The organism is Dysgonomonas sp. (assembly GCF_035323175.1).
In the GTDB taxonomy this organism is placed as follows: domain Bacteria; phylum Bacteroidota; class Bacteroidia; order Bacteroidales; family Dysgonomonadaceae; genus Dysgonomonas.
Window position 1 is genome coordinate 1 of the sequence record NZ_DAOKYH010000033.1, and the last position, 15,804, is coordinate 15,804.

Below are 15,804 nucleotides of genomic sequence, written 5' to 3' on the forward strand. Positions count from 1 at the left end.
TTACAGCGTATTGGGTAGAGAAGTGAGGTTTTTATAAAGGTTAGGATAATCATAGAAATGTACCGCCATGCCAAATATCTCATCATCGTGAAAACCATTGCAACCGCTTTTCTGCACTTGGTTTAGGATATAAGTCACACAATCCTCTAACTTTTTTTCGGGCAGGGAGTAGCGGAAAGAAAAAAGTAAATCTATCTCGGCATGTTTGTCTAAATATGCTTTTATCGTATTTTGAAAATGGTTTGTTGCTTTCATATCTTTGGGTATTATGGGGCAGGATTACTGCCCCTTGTTTATTATTTTACTTCGATTATTTTATCTATTCTGCCGTATATCATGGCTCGTAAACTTGTTTTATCTACTGCGTTGTACTCTTGGTATGAGCCGTATTGTTTCACGATATAGGTTTTCAATATCTCGGAGAAGTCGAAACGGTAACCTCTTAATGGTATGGCATTTTTGAAATAGCTATTGTGATTTACATTCTCTACTATCCAGTTTTTTTCTTCCCTGCTCAACTTCTCTTCAGCGTTTATTTTCTCTTTAAGTTGATACACTTTAGAGCCTTTCAAAGCGTCTAATTCGGGAACATCCCATTTTACAAATTTGGTAGCTATTATTGTTGTTATCATATTCTTGAGGATTTGTGGAGGATTGCTCTTTTAAATGTTTTCATCTTCATGAATGATTATATGTTCTTTGGGTATGTTTATTCCATAGTTTTGAGCATCCATTTTTAATGATCGTGCTACTTGGGGGTAGTTGGTATCAATCCAATCAAATTCGTTAACAAAATTGTATTTGTTGTCTATTCCCATTGCCGTCTCATTGGTCACTAAAACACCTTTAGGGATTGTTATTTTGCCATAATTTCTGAAATTGATTGTTACAGATTCGGCTGTCACTTTTCTATTCTTTTTCATTATATCCTATATTTTGTAGTTATAGTTTTCTGATAATTAATTCAATCCAAAGTAGTAGGCTAAGCGTTGCTCCTGCGACTTTGAAAATATCCACCCTGCCAACCTTTTTCCGTTAAAGGTCAGTCTGCTGTTAAACTTTCCTCCCATTGCTTTGAGTTCGTCTTTGATCGCTCTTGTTTCTCCGAATACTGCTACTGCTTTTTCTGAATACTCTACTACGGTACAACCGTTCTTGCTTGTGCCGTTCTTGTCACTTGGGGGCGTTGGTGGTGTATCATTATTCTTCTTGATGCGGATGTTATCTTCACTCCCTGCGGTGTAGGCAAATTCCTTTATCATACCCTCACGGCTATACATAGAGACTTTTTCAATTATCCATCCATGATACTTGCTCTCTCCTAAATAGTACCCTGCACCCATTGAATACTTTTCCCGATGTTCATAATCTGCGTTGTACTCCACTAAATAGGCTGTTTCCTCGAAGTTGGATGCGTGTTTACGCATTTCAGAAAAGATGTCTCTCTTGTGCGTTGAGAAGCCTAAAATAACAGTCCGTGTTGTTCTTGATGCAAAGTAGTCGCTCTGGCTGTCGCTCTCATCTTGTTTCAGCCTTGCCACGATAACGCCCAAAGCATTTTCGGGAAGTATCTCGGCAAAACGTTTGCTACCAATTGCTTTTATTTCCTCTACTCGTATGCGTTCTTTTTTTTTCTCGTCCGCTTCTTCTTTGGCTTTGGCTTCTGCTTCTTGCAGAAGTATTGCTACTTCAAAGCTGTCTATAAATTGAGGGTTGTCGCTGTCGTAATAGAACCCGATGCCAAATTTTTCTTTCAATGGTCGGATAATATCGGCTGTATGAAAATCTTTTGTCGTTAGGTTTATCAATTTGTAAGTGATGCCCCATTGATTTTTTGTGATGTCATACACTACATAGCTGTGATAGCTATACCCCTCCATTTGGATAACTTGGTTAATCTCTACCACTTGCACTGCTCGGTCAATTTCTTTGTTCGCACCTAATAAAAATACCTTTGTCATAACTTTTGTGTTTTAATGGATTATAAATAAGTAAGCATGAGATAAATAAGGGTAATTACAGCACCCAACATCAGCAGGCACGAAAGGATACCCCGAATCACATCATAGAAGAGATACAAGCCTACCAAAGCCCAAATAAACCCTGCTCCCCATAAGGAGTAACTCACGATAATTAAGCCTATTTTCAAAACCCAACCTATGCTAATTGGAAGGTAGGTGGATCGCTGTTTCTTATTTTTTTCTGCTGTTAGTTTCATAATTTCTGACCTTTTTTTTAACGCTATGCCGTATCGGAGCCGGTGAGGAGTATTCGAGTTTCAGAAGCTTAAAAAAGGGTAGTGTTTAGCTGTGCAAGGTTTTGACGAATAAATACGCTCGCCCGAATAGCAGAAGAAGGGAAAGAGGAAGATTTTTTGCCAAACCCTTTAGGGCTTGACCTTGCTGTCAGCGTGAAGAACACGGAATACCTTTGCGACTGAAATCGAATACTCATTAGGCTCTGATGACATTTCGCTTAAAGGGGAAGAAATTATGAAACAAGTAGAAAAAATCCCTTTTACTCTTTCCTGAAGCTATCGAAAGAGTATAAAATGTTTTTTAGGCATAGACAAGTATAGACTAAAGCTACCAGCCTATAAATTGCTTATGTATACTGTAATTTAATGACTTATATTTGCTCCCCCGTAATCATAGTATGAACAAAAAAGTAAATTACTATGGAGATAATATATATTGAAGCCCGAACATTCGAGGCAATGATGACGCAGTTTGAACTGTTCGCTCATAAAGTGAACAAGCTGTGTGAACGCCATACAAGTAAAGGACTTGAAGATTGGTTAGATAATCAGGATGTGTGCCAGATGCTTAATATATCTAAGTGTACCCTTCAAGGTTATCGAGATAGTGGTATGTTGCCCTATACCAAGATTAGCCGGAAACTCTATTATAGAGTCAAAGATGTAAGAAAACTTATTCAAGAATTAGAAATACAACAGCATGGATAATGACATTTTAACGAAGAGGAACGAACGGGTAAAGAAGTTTTTTACTTTGCTCGACAAGATGTTGGATAGAATTGAAATTGTCCTGACCTCCAACAAACCATCGCTCTTCGGAGAACGATTTTTGACTGATATAGAGATGGCTAAGAAATTGAAAATAAGCAGAAGGACATTACAGCTCTATCGTACTGAGGGTAAAATCCCTTACTTTCAATTTGGAGGTAAAACCCTGTATCGGGAATCCGATATTCAGAAGATATTGGATAGAAACTATGTTCAAGAACTGAAATAATGGTTATTGGTTACAACAGAAAACAGGCTTCGAGTTTACTTCGAAGCCTGTTTTCTGTTGCTTATGATGCCCTGCATTAGTTGAGCGTTACATTTTGCAATGGTAACAAAAGTATAGTTGTTATATCGTTTCTGACTGAATTCCCAATAGGCTTGATTCATTTTCCTAAGAATTGAAAATCTGAGTGGATAAGGTTTTAAAAATAGATTTTTTATAAAAAAAAGTTTATGTTATCTTTATCGTAGTTATTCAACTTATGTCAAGTGGGTATGAAAAAAGGTCATTTAATGCTCACATATATCATAGATTGAAAACAATTTATTCAGAATAACTCATGGATGATTTAAGTGTCAATTTAAAAGCATTTTATTTTTCTCCGCAATTTTGGTGGAAAACTTTTGAGCGTGCAATTAATTTAACTGATGCTTTCGGGGAAGAGATAGACTCGAGCTTCAGTTTCAAAAAATGGATACAAACAGGTACTGTAGAACACGACAGTATTTCAATAAACCTAGAACATGATTATAAAACAGATAAGGAGTATACTGAAGCAATAAAAAATGATTATTTCTTCGAGATTATTGGGGTAAATCATTTTGGTCATCAAGTGTCTGCTAAATCATATGAAGACCTATTAGAGAAATATCAAATTAAGGAAGAGATTCCCTTGAAATACTCTTTTAGAATCTATGATTTGAATCAATTTATCTCTATGTATGTTCAACAATGGCTAGTTTTTGATTCTTATTACCATTGGGTTAAATGGCAATTATATTTCGATTTTATTATTTCAAAATTAAATACGCCATCTAAGGAACTCTTTTTGTATATGTGGACTCTTATTTTCAATGAAGTTGAATTTGAACACAATTTATTTAAAGGTGTTAATCAGTACAAAATGTTTCGAGATAAATTAGATGATATTAAAAAAGAATCCTCTTATGTTGAAAATGAAATTATAAAAATCAGAAAAAAGAAGAAGAAATAACATGATAGGCGATTATGATTCTGAAACATACAAGATTCTATCAAATTTATTAGGAATTAGATTTGCTAAATATTTAAAATATAGCGGTATAGAGCTTAGAAATATTTATTTAGTGAAAAGTTTAAATTCCAATATTGAATTTTATTTAGTAGAAATCAATGATATTCAAATTCGATTTCGAAAACCAAGTGATTTTATTGCTCATTTCATAAGATTATTAAAGAGTAATATAGAATATTACGATAAAAGATATAAGGAACTTACATCAAGACAAGTTGATGAGTTTACAGATGAAGTTGCATTTGAAATGGAATATAAAAAAGTCGATTGTTATAAAATGAATCAGACTGAATTATTGAAGATTATGCAAGTTCATTACGAAAAATTAAAAGAGAAATAAATTATGAGCCTTTTACAAAAAGTAGAGTCTGTATTATTCCACTTTGGATTTCAAGAATGTAGAAAAAGCAACTTGAATTTCTTAAAATTAGCAGATGATGATTATCTAATAATGAAAGTATTTGAAAAGTATGAAAACTCAGATTTATTCCATGCAAAATTCAGAGCAGGAAACAACCCTTGCAATTCTGAGCCTTATTGGGAAGAGACTGTAAGACTTGGTTTTACTCCAGAATTGGATGTACAAATAATAAGAGACTTTATCGAAAAATATAAATAATTCATCCAGTAGATAGTATATTATGAATAACTTGTCTTATATATTTAATAATAACTTAGTATAATGAGTGAAGACTCTAACATAGTATTTCACTCAGCCTTAGGTAAATTAGGAATGTCTAGTGATACATCTGGTTTGCGTTTAGTTTCTCAGAGAGCGGACGAAAATGATCCAGATTTATTTCTAGCATTGGAACAAGCTTTTGAATTTGAGGCTACGGCTGTCTATTTTCGATTTTATAATGACAATCGTCCCCCTAAACCCCTGATTTATATTTATGATGAATCCGAACAAAATATTAATAATAATGAAGCAGATATTCATCATAAGTTATGGAATGCAGGAATTGTTCCCTTTTGCTTTATAATTAGAGCATCTCAAATTTTAATATATAACTGTGGGAAAAAGCCAGAATGGGATACAGATGGAAATGATTTTATTACATCACCACATGATTTTATTGACTTGTTAGATGATATACAAAAGAAACTAGACATATATAATGTTCGTCAATTTGACTCTGGTTTATTCTGGGATTCTAATGAAGGTAAGCAATTTAAATATGAAGAAGGGGCCTACGAACAATTGCTATCACAACTAAAAAACGTCAAGTCAAATATTATCTCTCGTGTAGGAAATGAAAATGCTGCACTAGTTAAACGAATCTTAATGATGCTGATACTTATAAAGTATCTTGAGGAGAGAAAAGATGAAGATGGTAATGGAGCACTAAACCCTAATGAATTTTACAAAGCATATAATCCTGATGATCCAACATTGGAGGGTGTTTTGGAGAATGTAGATACATTCGTTAATGTCCTAAAAGAGCTTTCTAGTAAAGAACATTTTAATGGGCAAATTTTCCTTTTAGATGACAATGAATTATCAGCACTAAAAGAAAAAGTAGATCTTACTCTTTTTCAACATTTTGTTAAAGGAGATGTTTCATTTTTTACAGAAGGTAACCAAGGGATAGGACAAATGAGCCTTTGGCGGTTATACCAATTTAATTATCTTCCGATTGAGTTAATTAGTCATATATATGAAGATTTCTTAGCCGATGAAAATGGTCAGAAAAAGAAGGGGGTAGTCTATACCCCTCCATATTTAGTTCAATTCCTTATTGATCAATGTATGCCATTGAAAGATCCTAAACAAAATTTTAAGATTTTAGATCCAGCTTGCGGTTCTGGAATTTTTCTTGTCGGAGCTTTTAAAAGGATGATTCAATGGTGGAGGGTTCAAAATAATTGGAAGAAGCCTAAAAAAGAAAATATTCAGGAACTTAAAGACTTGTTACAAAAGAATATTTTTGGCTGCGATTTAGAAGATGAAGCTGTTACATTATCGTATTTTAGTCTAGGTCTTGCTTTGTTAGATTCTTTGTCACCTAGAGAAATATGGAGAAATGTACACTTTGATGATCTTATTGGTTATAATTTATATCAAGGAGATTTCTTTAAGACATTACATGAAGGGAAGATAAAGTCTGATTTTCATCTCATAATTGGCAACCCGCCCTTTAACTCAGAATTTACCGATTGGGCCAATCTCGTAGATAAAAAAGAAAAAGAGAATAATACTGAACGTCCTGACATCCCAGATAATCAAATAGCATTATTATTCTTAGAGCAATCTATCAAATTATTAAGAGTGGGAGGGAACTGTTGCCTAATATTACCTTCCGGTCCTGTTTTGTATAATACCAATACACACGACTTTCGGAAATATTTATTTGAGCAATATTATATCAAAGGATTTTTTGACTTCACGTCATTAAGAGCTAAGTTATTTATAGGAAGTAGCTCTAGTGCTAAACCTGCTGTAGTTACTGTATTCGCAGAAAGGGCAGATCATAAAGAAAGGCCTTGTGTTCATAGTATTTTTAGACGAACAAAAGCTTCTGGGGAAAAAATAGACTTCGAAATAGATCATTACGATATACATAAAGTATCTTATAAATCGGCGATTAACCTACCTAGTGTATGGCAAGCTAATTTTATGGGTGGGGGAAGACTTCATCAGTTATTAAATAAGATAACAGATGTTAATATTCAAACGGTCGGAAAATACCTGAATGAAAGAGTTGAGAACAATAATTGGAAGGTTGCAGAAGGTTGGATAGAAGCACCAAACTCAAAAAACATTAGAAGGGTGAAACACCTTTCTTCAAAAGATAGTAAAACAGAAGACGAAATACAGGAGTTTGTAAATTTAGAAGCTAAATACAAAGCTGGTTGGATTACAGGATATAATTATGTTGAAACAGATGGTTTTACCGAGAATGGTCTTAAATCTATAAAAACCTGTAACATCAAATATTTTTATAGGTCAACGAAAACTAACAAAGAGGTTTTTCAACCTCCTCATTTATTAATTAAAGAAAGTGTAACTGGTAGATCTATCCCAGTAATTTATAGCGATCAATACTTGACCTTTAAAGATAAAATATTTGGAGTCCATTCACCTGAAAGTGACATTGCGGATTTGCAAAAGCTTGGAAATTATCTAAAAGATGAAAATTGTGTCTCTTTGATGTGGTTACTAAGTGGTCAAGTTCTAACTTCGAGAGAGGGTGTTCCTTTGAAAGGAGATATTTTAAATTTGCCATATCCTCAAATACCTCTGGATAATATAGAAAAAAAACTATTAAATGATATAGTTGATTATTACTCTGACTTTAGAAAAGCAGGAGAAAATAGTGTTGTTCTAGACTCATTATTTGCAGAAGAAGAGCTAGTCGTCTTTGGAAAATATTATTGTGATATTCTTAATTCCGTTTATGAAAATTTCCAACCCTTCTCTCCAATTGTAGGAAAAGAATTTATTGCATATCCATTTGTTTTAGGAGATAAACCTGAAATAGATATACCCTCATCTATAGAAGATATTGAATCTAAACTTAAGAGACTAATAGATAAGAAACAAGGATATAATTTATGGATAAAGAGAATTGTGAAGGTATATCATAAAAATGTTATTTTCTTGTATAAACCTAATCAAAGGAGATACTGGCTACCTTCAATAGCTGTGAGAGATGCTGATGAAACATTTGTTGATCTATTTAGACAGGGAAAATAATGGGAGAGATAAATAATACATTTGGCACATTGAGCAGTGCTCCTGATAATACAATAATCAATAAAATCTATAGTTATTTATCATTGACACTAATTGGTTTTAGAGGAGAAAAGGATGATAATGAAAATGCAATAACGAACAAACTCTGTAAAACTCTTAATTCGAGAAAACCACCCGAGTATCCATTCTATTTTCACCATCAAAACATAGAAGATGATAAAGAGAATACATCTACAGATTTTGCTGTATTTGGGAGTTATGCATACGCTCAAGAAAATAATATTGAAGATGATTCCCCCTCACTAATTAAATTTGAAGCTAAAAGACTAAACTCTAAGCTACCTAAAAAAAGGGAGAAAGAATATGTTTGTGGCCAATATCGGAACAATAAATGTGTGACAAATTCAGGAGGTATCGAACGTTTTAAGAATGGACGTCATGGTAAAGATGTTGTTCATGCTGGAATTATTGGATATATCCAAACAGACTCTCCGAAGTATTGGATTCAAAAAGTAAATAATTGGATACAGGAACAAATTGAGAATGCAAGTGATGATAGACTAACTTGGCTACAAAATGACTTACTTATCATTAATAGCGAAAATGAGACTTTGACTAGCTATTCTTCTATTTCATATCGAGTATATGATGATAATATCCAATTGAAACATTTTTGGATCGATTTTTCAAAACAACAGAACTAGAATATTACTCTAATACTTTCATCAAGTCAATAGTTAGAAGGGCAAACAATTGAGTTTGTATTTAATTAAACAAACAAAAAAGTTCAGCCCTTTAAAATTAAGTTATATTTTATTTACCTTATTGATTTAGTTCAACAACGCCTTCTGCGAAGGTAATAGAAGTGTAGTTGCTATATCATTTTTCATCACCTTATTGAGAATCCATCTACGAAAAGCATAAGTTTTAGGCGATTGCACTCGAAAAGCAATAGCGATTATAATATCCAAACCGTAATAATCGGAGACGATTTTGGTTCCTTCCACTGTTCCGCTCATCGACTGATCCCCCGTACAAATACCTAACGCCTCAACGGAACGAATATTCTTCTTCGCTACTTGATAGAAGATTCCAAAAAGTTCGGCAATCTCTTCAATATTCATTCTAACATTTCTCGGAATGTGTACAGCCCCATTATCGTTTATCTTAATTTTTGTATTTTTCATAGCTCTATCGGTTGAGATGTTTTATTACTAATTGCTTTTCGTCGTTCCATTAGCTTGTCCATATCCTCTGATATTTTATCATCAGTTACTTTCGAGTAAATCTGTGTACTCGAAATATTGGTATGCCCCATCATTTTGCTAATACTCTCAATCGGAATACCAGCCGAGAGCATAAGCGTTCCGAACGAATGTCGGCTCATATGATAGCTGAGATTCTCCTTGAACGCTAAAGCAAAACCTATCTCATGAACTTCAAACCAAATCTGATCCCGGCTTGGTAAAGGGAAGATAGGAGCAGTATTATCGGTTGTATTGTAAAGCATCAAGATTTGTTCTGCTATCGGATGTAGTGGGATAAATGCTTCAACTTTTGTTTTAGTTCTACTGCTTCGGATATATAATCTACCTTCCGCTGTTTTGCCTATATTCTGAGGATAGAGGTTGTGCACATCAACAAAAGCAAGTCCGGTAAAGGCTGAAAAGATAAATGTTCTGCGAGCCAACTCTTGCCGTTCATAGGGCATTGGAGTGTCCATGATCTTTTTCAGTTCATTTCGGGTAATATGCCGTAATTTAGGAGGATTTTTCTTCTCATACTCCACATCTTCAATCGGACTACTTCTTAACACTTCCTGATCAACCGCAATATAAACCAGCCTGTTTAGCCAGCATAGACAGTGATTCACATGGGTTGTCGCATAGCCTAAATCTTTTTTTAAGAAGTTTTTGAACGATTCTCCAAACTCTTCCGTAATATCTGAAAAGGCAATATCATCCATTCCTCGTGAAAGGACAAAATCACGCAGGTTGCTCTGGGTTGTTTTTGATTGTCGGTAGGTGGATGTTGAATTAATCTCCAGAGATCGTTTTCTCAATCGTTCACGCTCCACTTCACCTGCTTGTAAAAGAAAGGTGGACACACTATTTACTCCTAAAATTATATTTTTGAGTAATTCTGCACTGACAACACCTTGTTCTTTAAGAGTCTCTTCGTAGGTCTGTTCGATACGTTCCCGAAGTTTATCCAATTTATGATTGGTCGCCCCGTCTCGTACTTTCCCTTTCTTGCTGTTCCAATCGTTCGGTTCACAATAGATTCCGGTTGTCAAAACTGTCTGTTTATTATCAACCGTGATACGGCACAGAATGGGAGTAGTGCCGTCGGATTTTATTTTACTCCGGTTGATGTAGAATAATATTTTAAATGTACTTCGCATAATCGTTGATGTTATAGGGTTAATACTAAATCTTTTGTTGTCTCAATATACTTATCCATATCCTCAAAGAGCTTCTTGGGAGTCACACGGGCATAAATTTGTGTTGTTTTTATATCACTGTGACCGAGCATATTTGATACTGTTTCGATGGGTACACCCGCTTCGAGCGTAATCAGACTGGCAAAGGAATGACGGCTCATGTGATAGTGGAGACGTCCTTTGACATCTGCAAGAATCCGTATGCCTTGCATATTTCTTACAACCGTGCCATTGTGTACCATTGGAAACAAAGTTTCTCTGTTATCGTCCCGATATTTATCAATTAGTGCAATAGCTTCCGGCAATAATTTGATTCGGGCAAGTTGTCCGTTCTTGCCCCGCTTGTATTTGAGCCACCATGCACCATCGTCATCCGTTGATAAATCATCTTTGGTGATGGATACCGTATCAATGTAGGCAGTGCCTGTGTAGCAAGAAAAGAGAAACATGTCGCGTGTGATAATATGTGATCGGCGACGTTCAGGAATTTCTAAATCCCGAATTTTTTCAAAATCTTCCCTACTGAGGGTTTTGGGGGTACTTTCTTTCTGTTTAGGTAGCTTGTAATAAGCAAAATAGTTTTTATCTGAGTTACCCTCTTTGAAAGCTGTCTTGCATACTTTCTTTAGGATTGCCAGATAGTGGCGTAAGGTATCAAGTGCAAGCCCTTTATCGTCCAATACAAAAGATTGGAAGTCACGGATAAACTGTTCGCTTAATTGACCGAAAGCCAAATCGGAAGCATTAAACTTTTCCTTGATAAATTCTGCTACAACTCGTTTGGTATAGAGATGATTGGGAAGTGTTCTTGGAGAACGATCAACACCAATACGCTCTTTAACGCTTTCGATATGTTTATCGAATTGTTGCAGCAAAGTTGTTTGAGCAGACATTGCTCCTTGAAATAAGTTTTTGATGGCTTGGGCATCGAAAGGTTGTTTCCGGTCAATGAGCGTGTCGTAGGCTTCGTTGATGGAAAGCATCAACTTATCCAACTGAGCGTTGGTCGTTATGGCTTCTTTACTTTTTCCATTCAACCGACTTTCACGCGGATTCCATAAAGAAAATGTACAGGAAAGTTTACAACTGAATTGTACCATCGACTTGCCGACAGTGATACGTCCCATTATCGGAGTTTTACCCGATTTGTCGGGACTACTCTTTTTGAGGTAGAGTAATACCTTGAATTTTTCTGTTTTCATACACTTATATTTTTATTATCCTTTGCCGTTGTTTTGCAACGGCAAAGTTACTTGTTATATAAGTGCTCTTCAGCGCGTAATTATAAGAAAATCAGAACATAAGAAGTTCGTTTGTTCGCATCTTGTTACCTGTTTTAATTTAGTAACTGAGTGGTTAACGACTTAGTAACTGAAGTATGTCTAAGATTTGCTTAGATTCCAATTTTACGAACTTCCTAAATCTAAGCAAATATACTAATTTCAAGACTGTTACCCATTGAAGTATTACGATTTGCGTATATCCCTTTTCTTGTGTTTTTTTCATTGTTTTCGCCATACTTTTGCTACCTTGCAAGTAGCTTTGGGTACTGACATCTATACTGTGAGTAAGATGCTAACACATAAAAATGTTTCTACAACACAAATATACGCTGATCTGGTAAATGCGAAGAAGAGGGAGTCTGCGAATAAGATAAGTTTAAAATGAAATACTATGAATAAAGGAGAAGTCATAATTTATCAAACACCTGATGGTAATACCCAATTAGATGTAAAGCTCGACAATGAAACAGTTTGGCTAGATCAATATCAAATGGCTGAACTATTTAAAACTGATAGAACATCTATTGTTCGTCACATTAATAATATATATAAAACAAAAGAACTTGATAAAGATTCAACCTGTGCAAAAATTGCACAAGTTCAAATCGAAGGTAATAGAGAGGTTAAACGCCAAATCTCTTATTATAATCTAGATGCTATTATATCAGTTGGATATAGAGTTAATTCTAAAAGAGGTACTCAATTCCGTATTTGGGCAAATAGCGTTCTAAAAGAATACCTTATCAAAGGTTATGCTATTAATCAAAATGCCAAGAACGAGCAATTAGAAGACTTAAAGAAAACAGTCAAGCTTCTTTCTAATGTGATAGATTCTAAGGCTCTGTCTGCTGATGAAGCAACAGGACTATTGCGTGTGATAACAGATTACACTTACGCTCTTGATACTTTAGACAGATATGACTTTCAAAAACTTCAAATAGAAAAGACTACTAGAGAAGAGCCATTCAAAGCCGATTATAATAATGCGATGGAAGCAATTTACGTGCTTCGGGATAAATTTGGCAGTGGGGGTTTGTTCGGTAATGAGAAAGACCAATCATTCAAAAGTTCGATTAGTACTATTTACCAGACTTTTGGTGGAGAGGAATTATATCCGAGTATAGAAGAAAAAGCAGCAATGTTATTGTATTTGGTGACTAAAAATCATTCGTTCAGTGATGGAAACAAACGTATCGCAGCTTTTCTCTTTCTTTGGTTTTTGGAGCAGAACGGCATTTTATATAGAAGCGACAGCACTAGACTCATCGAGAATAATACACTTGTTGCATTAACCCTGATGATTGCAGAAAGTAGAACAGAAGAAAAAGATATGATGGTAAAAGTTGTAGTTAATCTTATCAATAAGAATAACTAATGATGGATTTTAAAGCTAGGCTTTCTCAACGTATAGGAATGGACGATATCAATGAGATAATTCGTTTAACACATGATAGTGATACCCGAAAGCAAGAGTTATATAAGTTAGTTATTGGTGACGGTGAAATTATTGGATATCACGCAGCTTGGATTTTCACTCATTTTTCGTCACAAGATAACGAGTGGTTATACAAGAAGCAAGATGAATTGATTGATAATATCTTATTCTGTAAGCATGGAGGAAAACGAAGGGTAATGCTCAATTTATTATACAAACAGTCATTTCCGAATCCGCCAAGAGTAGATTTCCTGGATTTCTGTTTAGAGCGAATGATGTCTAGCGAGGATTTGCCCGCAGTAAAATCTCTTTGTATGAAGATCGCTTATGAATTATGCCATCCCATTCCTGAGTTGGTGCAAGAATTGAAAATAATGCTTGCAATGATGGAAGGCGATTTAGTTCCATCTATACGAGCCGTTAGAAAGAATATTCTAAAGGCAATGCAAAAAAGCCAGAGTTTACAAAAACTTTAATCATAATAATATGAATTATAAAGATTCTGAAAATATACTGTTAATTATATGTGGAGCGATGGGCATCGCTTTACTGTCGCTCGTTTTCCGTTATTTGTTTTTAGAATTAGGCTTTGATCCTTTTGGAGCTAATTTAGTATTCATTGTTATATTTGTGATTGGGCTGATCTTTTATATTTCTTATCTGGAAGTCATTCAGAAAGTTATCCCGACTCTATTTAAAAGACGAAAACAAACAATAGAAAATCAGGATGTAATACCCGAATCCAATACTATTGAAAATATTGAGCCTACCGTTGAACCAGGGCCAAAAGAACCAATTGGAAATGAAACACCTGTTATTAATGAACTTGATGTAATAAGAGAGACGCATGAACAGAAAGAAATTGCAAGGAAACGAGAAATGCTTGAAGTTGCTATAAAATATACAAGAACAATCTTTGCCCCATTTGCAGATGATCAGAATATAAACCGCTTATGTGAATATGTTATTGAATATTCCACAGGGACAGGACTAAAGGATGTGGAACCAGTCAGAGTAAAAAATTTACAAAATATAGATTTATACCATTTCGGATGGAATATTTGGAATCATTTTCGGATAAATAGACAGGATGATATAGCTTTATTCCTTAAAATCGTTTTTGTAAAAAATCTTAAAAATGTTGATATTGATACAATAAGAAAAAAATTGACTTTTAATGAGGGAGAGTATAAAATAATGATAGTTAGTGTCTTATAGGTGTACTGCTGTTTAATAATAATCAACTCGATCTATTAATTTTCTTCCTCTCCATTCTGTATTTGGTTTATCTAAATATGTAGAGCCATACATTTCATAATCATCACAATGATATCCAACATTATCAATAAACTCATCTCTGATTTTTAATATAACAGATGGGATATCTTCTTCATAATATTTTTTATTAAATCCTTTATATTTGGGAATCTTATCTAAAAGGTTTAAATAGCGACTTATTGCGCTTGGGTGAGATTGATGGCCATTTGGAGGAAACAAATAATCTTCTACAGCCTCATAAATTGATAATGCCGCAAACCAGAATAAAGCAGATTCATATACGGATATACGCTCCTTTTCAATATAGTTCGGGATATTTATAGATGAAATATCCGCATCAAACTCATGTTTTTGAGATATGTTGTACACCCCTATTTTTTTATAATCTGTCTGAGATTTAAAAGCACTTTTTAATAGAAACTTCTCAGTCAAATTCTGCGTATTTAAATGTCCTAACAAGAAGTGAGCATATTCGTGCCCAGCTAAAAATTGTAATTGAAAAGGAATTAAATCATTAATCCTTTTTTCTATACTAGGAGGTATTATGCCTCTTGGATCCATTTTAAAATCTAGAGCTTCTGTTTGAAGCATAATTCTTATTGCAATTCTCATTGAATTGAATCTAACATATTCAGGAATTTTCTTCGAAAAATCGAGTAATCCTAAATTCATAAAGAAGAGAAAATACTTTATTGATTCACTTATAGTCGTAATTATTCCATAATCTGTCGGAAAAATCAACCCGTTTGTTTCTGTTGAAAAGATATCTCCAAATGTTATTTTATCACATTCCATAGTTAAATCAGGAGACAACGACCTTCTAAAATTCTCATAATGAGATTTGTTAAAAGAATCTTCTAAACACCAATTCTCACCTTCTTCGATTGCCTTATTTCTATATACTCTAAAAAGTCTCATATTATCAACAATCGTATCAGCTCTTAATTTGAGTAAATAATCAGAGGCGCTTTCAATTTTAAAAATTCTTTCAATCTCATCAGAGCTACATATTGGTCTATAAAATCTCTTCTCGATATCAATTTTTTCCATAGATTTACATTATTAGCTTAATCAACTAAATAGATTATAGGGTCTTCTCTATACATTTCTTTTGTTCCATCAATTGGAAAAGAGAACCAGTATCTATCAATTGGATCCTCGTCCGACACAATATGTAACAAATTGGATATAAAATAAGAAAAAGAAAGATTATGTAAATTATATTTTATATAACATGGTGAATCTCGTTCAACAATGGGCATTAACCCTCTAGTACTTTCCCAAAAGCGAATAAATTTATTTGTTCCCAGTGATATATGATTTACTAATCCTCTAGAATTTCTTAAGGCTGTAGTTACTCGCC

The 15,804-nt window shown here is 34.1% G+C and carries 19 protein-coding genes and 2 pseudogenes; 11 read left to right on the forward strand and 10 right to left on the reverse strand.

The genetic code is table 11. From position 1 onward, the window contains the following. Window positions 1-48: 48 nt before the first annotated feature. From PKC55_RS17715 to PKC55_RS17735, 5 genes and pseudogenes are all read right to left on the reverse strand, one after another. Window positions 49-255: pseudogene (locus tag PKC55_RS17715) on the reverse strand (Cas9 inhibitor AcrIIA9 family protein); the annotation flags it as partial. A 41-nt stretch (window positions 256-296) separates the two neighbouring features. Further along, window positions 297-629, reverse strand: a complete 333-nt coding sequence (locus PKC55_RS17720; protein ID WP_291127122.1) for a molybdenum ABC transporter ATP-binding protein — start codon at window positions 627-629, stop codon at window positions 297-299. Window positions 630-662: 33 nt separating this feature from the next. Further along, window positions 663-923: a hypothetical protein gene (locus PKC55_RS17725; RefSeq protein ID WP_291127116.1), complete on the reverse strand. Its 261-nt coding sequence runs from the start codon at window positions 921-923 to the stop codon at window positions 663-665. A gap of 36 nt (window positions 924-959) precedes the next feature. Further along, complete coding sequence (locus PKC55_RS17730; protein ID WP_291127115.1) at window positions 960-1,961, reverse strand: fusion protein; 1,002 nt, start codon at window positions 1,959-1,961, stop codon at window positions 960-962. 20 nt (window positions 1,962-1,981) lie between these two features. Further along, a complete protein-coding gene (locus PKC55_RS17735) occupies window positions 1,982-2,218 on the reverse strand; it encodes a hypothetical protein (RefSeq protein WP_324373627.1) in 237 nt (78 codons plus the stop codon). Between the two features lie 459 nt (window positions 2,219-2,677). Here PKC55_RS17735 and PKC55_RS17740 point away from each other — a divergent pair, with 459 nt between their 5' ends. From PKC55_RS17740 to PKC55_RS17770, 7 genes are all read left to right on the forward strand, one after another. Further along, complete coding sequence (locus PKC55_RS17740; RefSeq protein WP_291127113.1) at window positions 2,678-2,965, forward strand: helix-turn-helix domain-containing protein; 288 nt, start codon at window positions 2,678-2,680, stop codon at window positions 2,963-2,965. Then, window positions 2,958-3,254 carry a helix-turn-helix domain-containing protein gene (locus PKC55_RS17745; RefSeq protein ID WP_006843754.1) on the forward strand — a complete coding sequence of 99 codons (297 nt, stop codon included), beginning with the start codon at window positions 2,958-2,960 and terminating at the stop codon, window positions 3,252-3,254. The genes PKC55_RS17740 and PKC55_RS17745 overlap by 8 nt, the downstream gene beginning before the upstream one ends. 334 nt (window positions 3,255-3,588) lie before the next feature. Continuing rightward, entirely contained in the window at window positions 3,589-4,242 is a 654-nt protein-coding gene (locus PKC55_RS17750; protein WP_291127112.1) for a hypothetical protein, read from the forward strand. A gap of 1 nt (window position 4,243) precedes the next feature. Then, a complete protein-coding gene (locus PKC55_RS17755) occupies window positions 4,244-4,642 on the forward strand; it encodes a hypothetical protein (RefSeq protein WP_006843752.1) in 399 nt (132 codons plus the stop codon). A 3-nt stretch (window positions 4,643-4,645) separates the two neighbouring features. After that, complete coding sequence (locus PKC55_RS17760) at window positions 4,646-4,921, forward strand: hypothetical protein (protein ID WP_291127111.1); 276 nt, start codon at window positions 4,646-4,648, stop codon at window positions 4,919-4,921. Window positions 4,922-4,984: 63 nt separating this feature from the next. Beyond that, window positions 4,985-8,002 (forward strand): HsdM family class I SAM-dependent methyltransferase, encoded by a 3,018-nt coding sequence (locus PKC55_RS17765; protein WP_291127110.1) that lies wholly within the window; start codon window positions 4,985-4,987, stop codon window positions 8,000-8,002. Further along, entirely contained in the window at window positions 8,002-8,706 is a 705-nt protein-coding gene (locus tag PKC55_RS17770; RefSeq protein ID WP_291127109.1) for a hypothetical protein, read from the forward strand. Before PKC55_RS17765 ends, PKC55_RS17770 begins: the two co-directional genes overlap by 1 nt. Before the next feature lie 126 nt (window positions 8,707-8,832). On the opposite strand, the gene PKC55_RS17775 is transcribed toward PKC55_RS17770, so the two are convergent. From PKC55_RS17775 to PKC55_RS17785, 3 genes are read right to left on the reverse strand one after another with little or no spacing between them, the layout of a single operon-like run. Next, window positions 8,833-9,189, reverse strand: coding sequence for a virulence RhuM family protein (locus PKC55_RS17775; RefSeq protein ID WP_291127108.1), 357 nt, complete (start codon window positions 9,187-9,189; stop codon window positions 8,833-8,835). Beyond that, window positions 9,186-10,406: a site-specific integrase gene (locus PKC55_RS17780; protein ID WP_324373628.1), complete on the reverse strand. Its 1,221-nt coding sequence runs from the start codon at window positions 10,404-10,406 to the stop codon at window positions 9,186-9,188. Before PKC55_RS17780 ends, PKC55_RS17775 begins: the two co-directional genes overlap by 4 nt. 11 nt (window positions 10,407-10,417) lie before the next feature. Continuing rightward, a complete protein-coding gene (locus PKC55_RS17785; protein ID WP_291127105.1) occupies window positions 10,418-11,647 on the reverse strand; it encodes a site-specific integrase in 1,230 nt (409 codons plus the stop codon). 298 nt (window positions 11,648-11,945) lie between these two features. Between PKC55_RS17785 and PKC55_RS17790 the strand changes: the two are divergent. The 4 genes and pseudogenes from PKC55_RS17790 to PKC55_RS17805 all read left to right on the forward strand — a co-directional run. Further along, window positions 11,946-12,113, forward strand: a pseudogene (locus PKC55_RS17790) (tyrosine-type recombinase/integrase); the annotation flags it as partial. A 6-nt stretch (window positions 12,114-12,119) separates the two neighbouring features. Further along, window positions 12,120-13,103 carry a virulence RhuM family protein/type II toxin-antitoxin system death-on-curing family toxin gene (locus PKC55_RS17795; RefSeq protein ID WP_291127103.1) on the forward strand — a complete coding sequence of 328 codons (984 nt, stop codon included), beginning with the start codon at window positions 12,120-12,122 and terminating at the stop codon, window positions 13,101-13,103. 2 nt (window positions 13,104-13,105) lie between these two features. Next, window positions 13,106-13,639 carry a HEAT-like fold family protein gene (locus tag PKC55_RS17800; protein WP_291127120.1) on the forward strand — a complete coding sequence of 178 codons (534 nt, stop codon included), beginning with the start codon at window positions 13,106-13,108 and terminating at the stop codon, window positions 13,637-13,639. A 10-nt stretch (window positions 13,640-13,649) separates the two neighbouring features. After that, the gene (locus PKC55_RS17805; RefSeq protein ID WP_291127101.1) at window positions 13,650-14,381 is read left to right on the forward strand and encodes a hypothetical protein; all 732 of its coding nucleotides are present in this window, start codon (window positions 13,650-13,652) and stop codon (window positions 14,379-14,381) included. A 12-nt stretch (window positions 14,382-14,393) separates the two neighbouring features. On the opposite strand, the gene PKC55_RS17810 is transcribed toward PKC55_RS17805, so the two are convergent. After that, window positions 14,394-15,491 (reverse strand): hypothetical protein, encoded by a 1,098-nt coding sequence (locus PKC55_RS17810; protein WP_291127099.1) that lies wholly within the window; start codon window positions 15,489-15,491, stop codon window positions 14,394-14,396. A gap of 17 nt (window positions 15,492-15,508) precedes the next feature. Beyond that, a partial coding sequence (locus PKC55_RS17815; RefSeq protein WP_324373629.1) for a hypothetical protein occupies window positions 15,509-15,804 on the reverse strand: 296 nt, incomplete at its 5' end.

What these genes read in the sequence shown, in the direction of transcription:
- PKC55_RS17725 (WP_291127116.1), bottom strand. Translation starts at nt 923, where the DNA reads ATGAAAAAGAATAGAAAAGTGACAGCCGAATCTGTAACAATCAATTTC.
- PKC55_RS17730 (WP_291127115.1), bottom strand. Translation starts at nt 1,961, where the DNA reads ATGACAAAGGTATTTTTATTAGGTGCGAACAAAGAAATTGACCGAGCA.
- PKC55_RS17735 (WP_324373627.1), bottom strand. Translation starts at nt 2,218, where the DNA reads ATGAAACTAACAGCAGAAAAAAATAAGAAACAGCGATCCACCTACCTT.
- PKC55_RS17740 (WP_291127113.1), top strand. Translation starts at nt 2,678, where the DNA reads ATGGAGATAATATATATTGAAGCCCGAACATTCGAGGCAATGATGACG.
- PKC55_RS17745 (WP_006843754.1), top strand. Translation starts at nt 2,958, where the DNA reads ATGGATAATGACATTTTAACGAAGAGGAACGAACGGGTAAAGAAGTTT.
- PKC55_RS17750 (WP_291127112.1), top strand. Translation starts at nt 3,589, where the DNA reads ATGGATGATTTAAGTGTCAATTTAAAAGCATTTTATTTTTCTCCGCAA.
- PKC55_RS17755 (WP_006843752.1), top strand. Translation starts at nt 4,244, where the DNA reads ATGATAGGCGATTATGATTCTGAAACATACAAGATTCTATCAAATTTA.
- PKC55_RS17760 (WP_291127111.1), top strand. Translation starts at nt 4,646, where the DNA reads ATGAGCCTTTTACAAAAAGTAGAGTCTGTATTATTCCACTTTGGATTT.
- PKC55_RS17765 (WP_291127110.1), top strand. Translation starts at nt 4,985, where the DNA reads ATGAGTGAAGACTCTAACATAGTATTTCACTCAGCCTTAGGTAAATTA.
- PKC55_RS17770 (WP_291127109.1), top strand. Translation starts at nt 8,002, where the DNA reads ATGGGAGAGATAAATAATACATTTGGCACATTGAGCAGTGCTCCTGAT.
- PKC55_RS17775 (WP_291127108.1), bottom strand. Translation starts at nt 9,189, where the DNA reads ATGAAAAATACAAAAATTAAGATAAACGATAATGGGGCTGTACACATT.
- PKC55_RS17780 (WP_324373628.1), bottom strand. Translation starts at nt 10,406, where the DNA reads ATGCGAAGTACATTTAAAATATTATTCTACATCAACCGGAGTAAAATA.
- PKC55_RS17785 (WP_291127105.1), bottom strand. Translation starts at nt 11,647, where the DNA reads ATGAAAACAGAAAAATTCAAGGTATTACTCTACCTCAAAAAGAGTAGT.
- PKC55_RS17795 (WP_291127103.1), top strand. Translation starts at nt 12,120, where the DNA reads ATGAATAAAGGAGAAGTCATAATTTATCAAACACCTGATGGTAATACC.
- PKC55_RS17800 (WP_291127120.1), top strand. Translation starts at nt 13,106, where the DNA reads ATGGATTTTAAAGCTAGGCTTTCTCAACGTATAGGAATGGACGATATC.
- PKC55_RS17805 (WP_291127101.1), top strand. Translation starts at nt 13,650, where the DNA reads ATGAATTATAAAGATTCTGAAAATATACTGTTAATTATATGTGGAGCG.
- PKC55_RS17810 (WP_291127099.1), bottom strand. Translation starts at nt 15,491, where the DNA reads ATGGAAAAAATTGATATCGAGAAGAGATTTTATAGACCAATATGTAGC.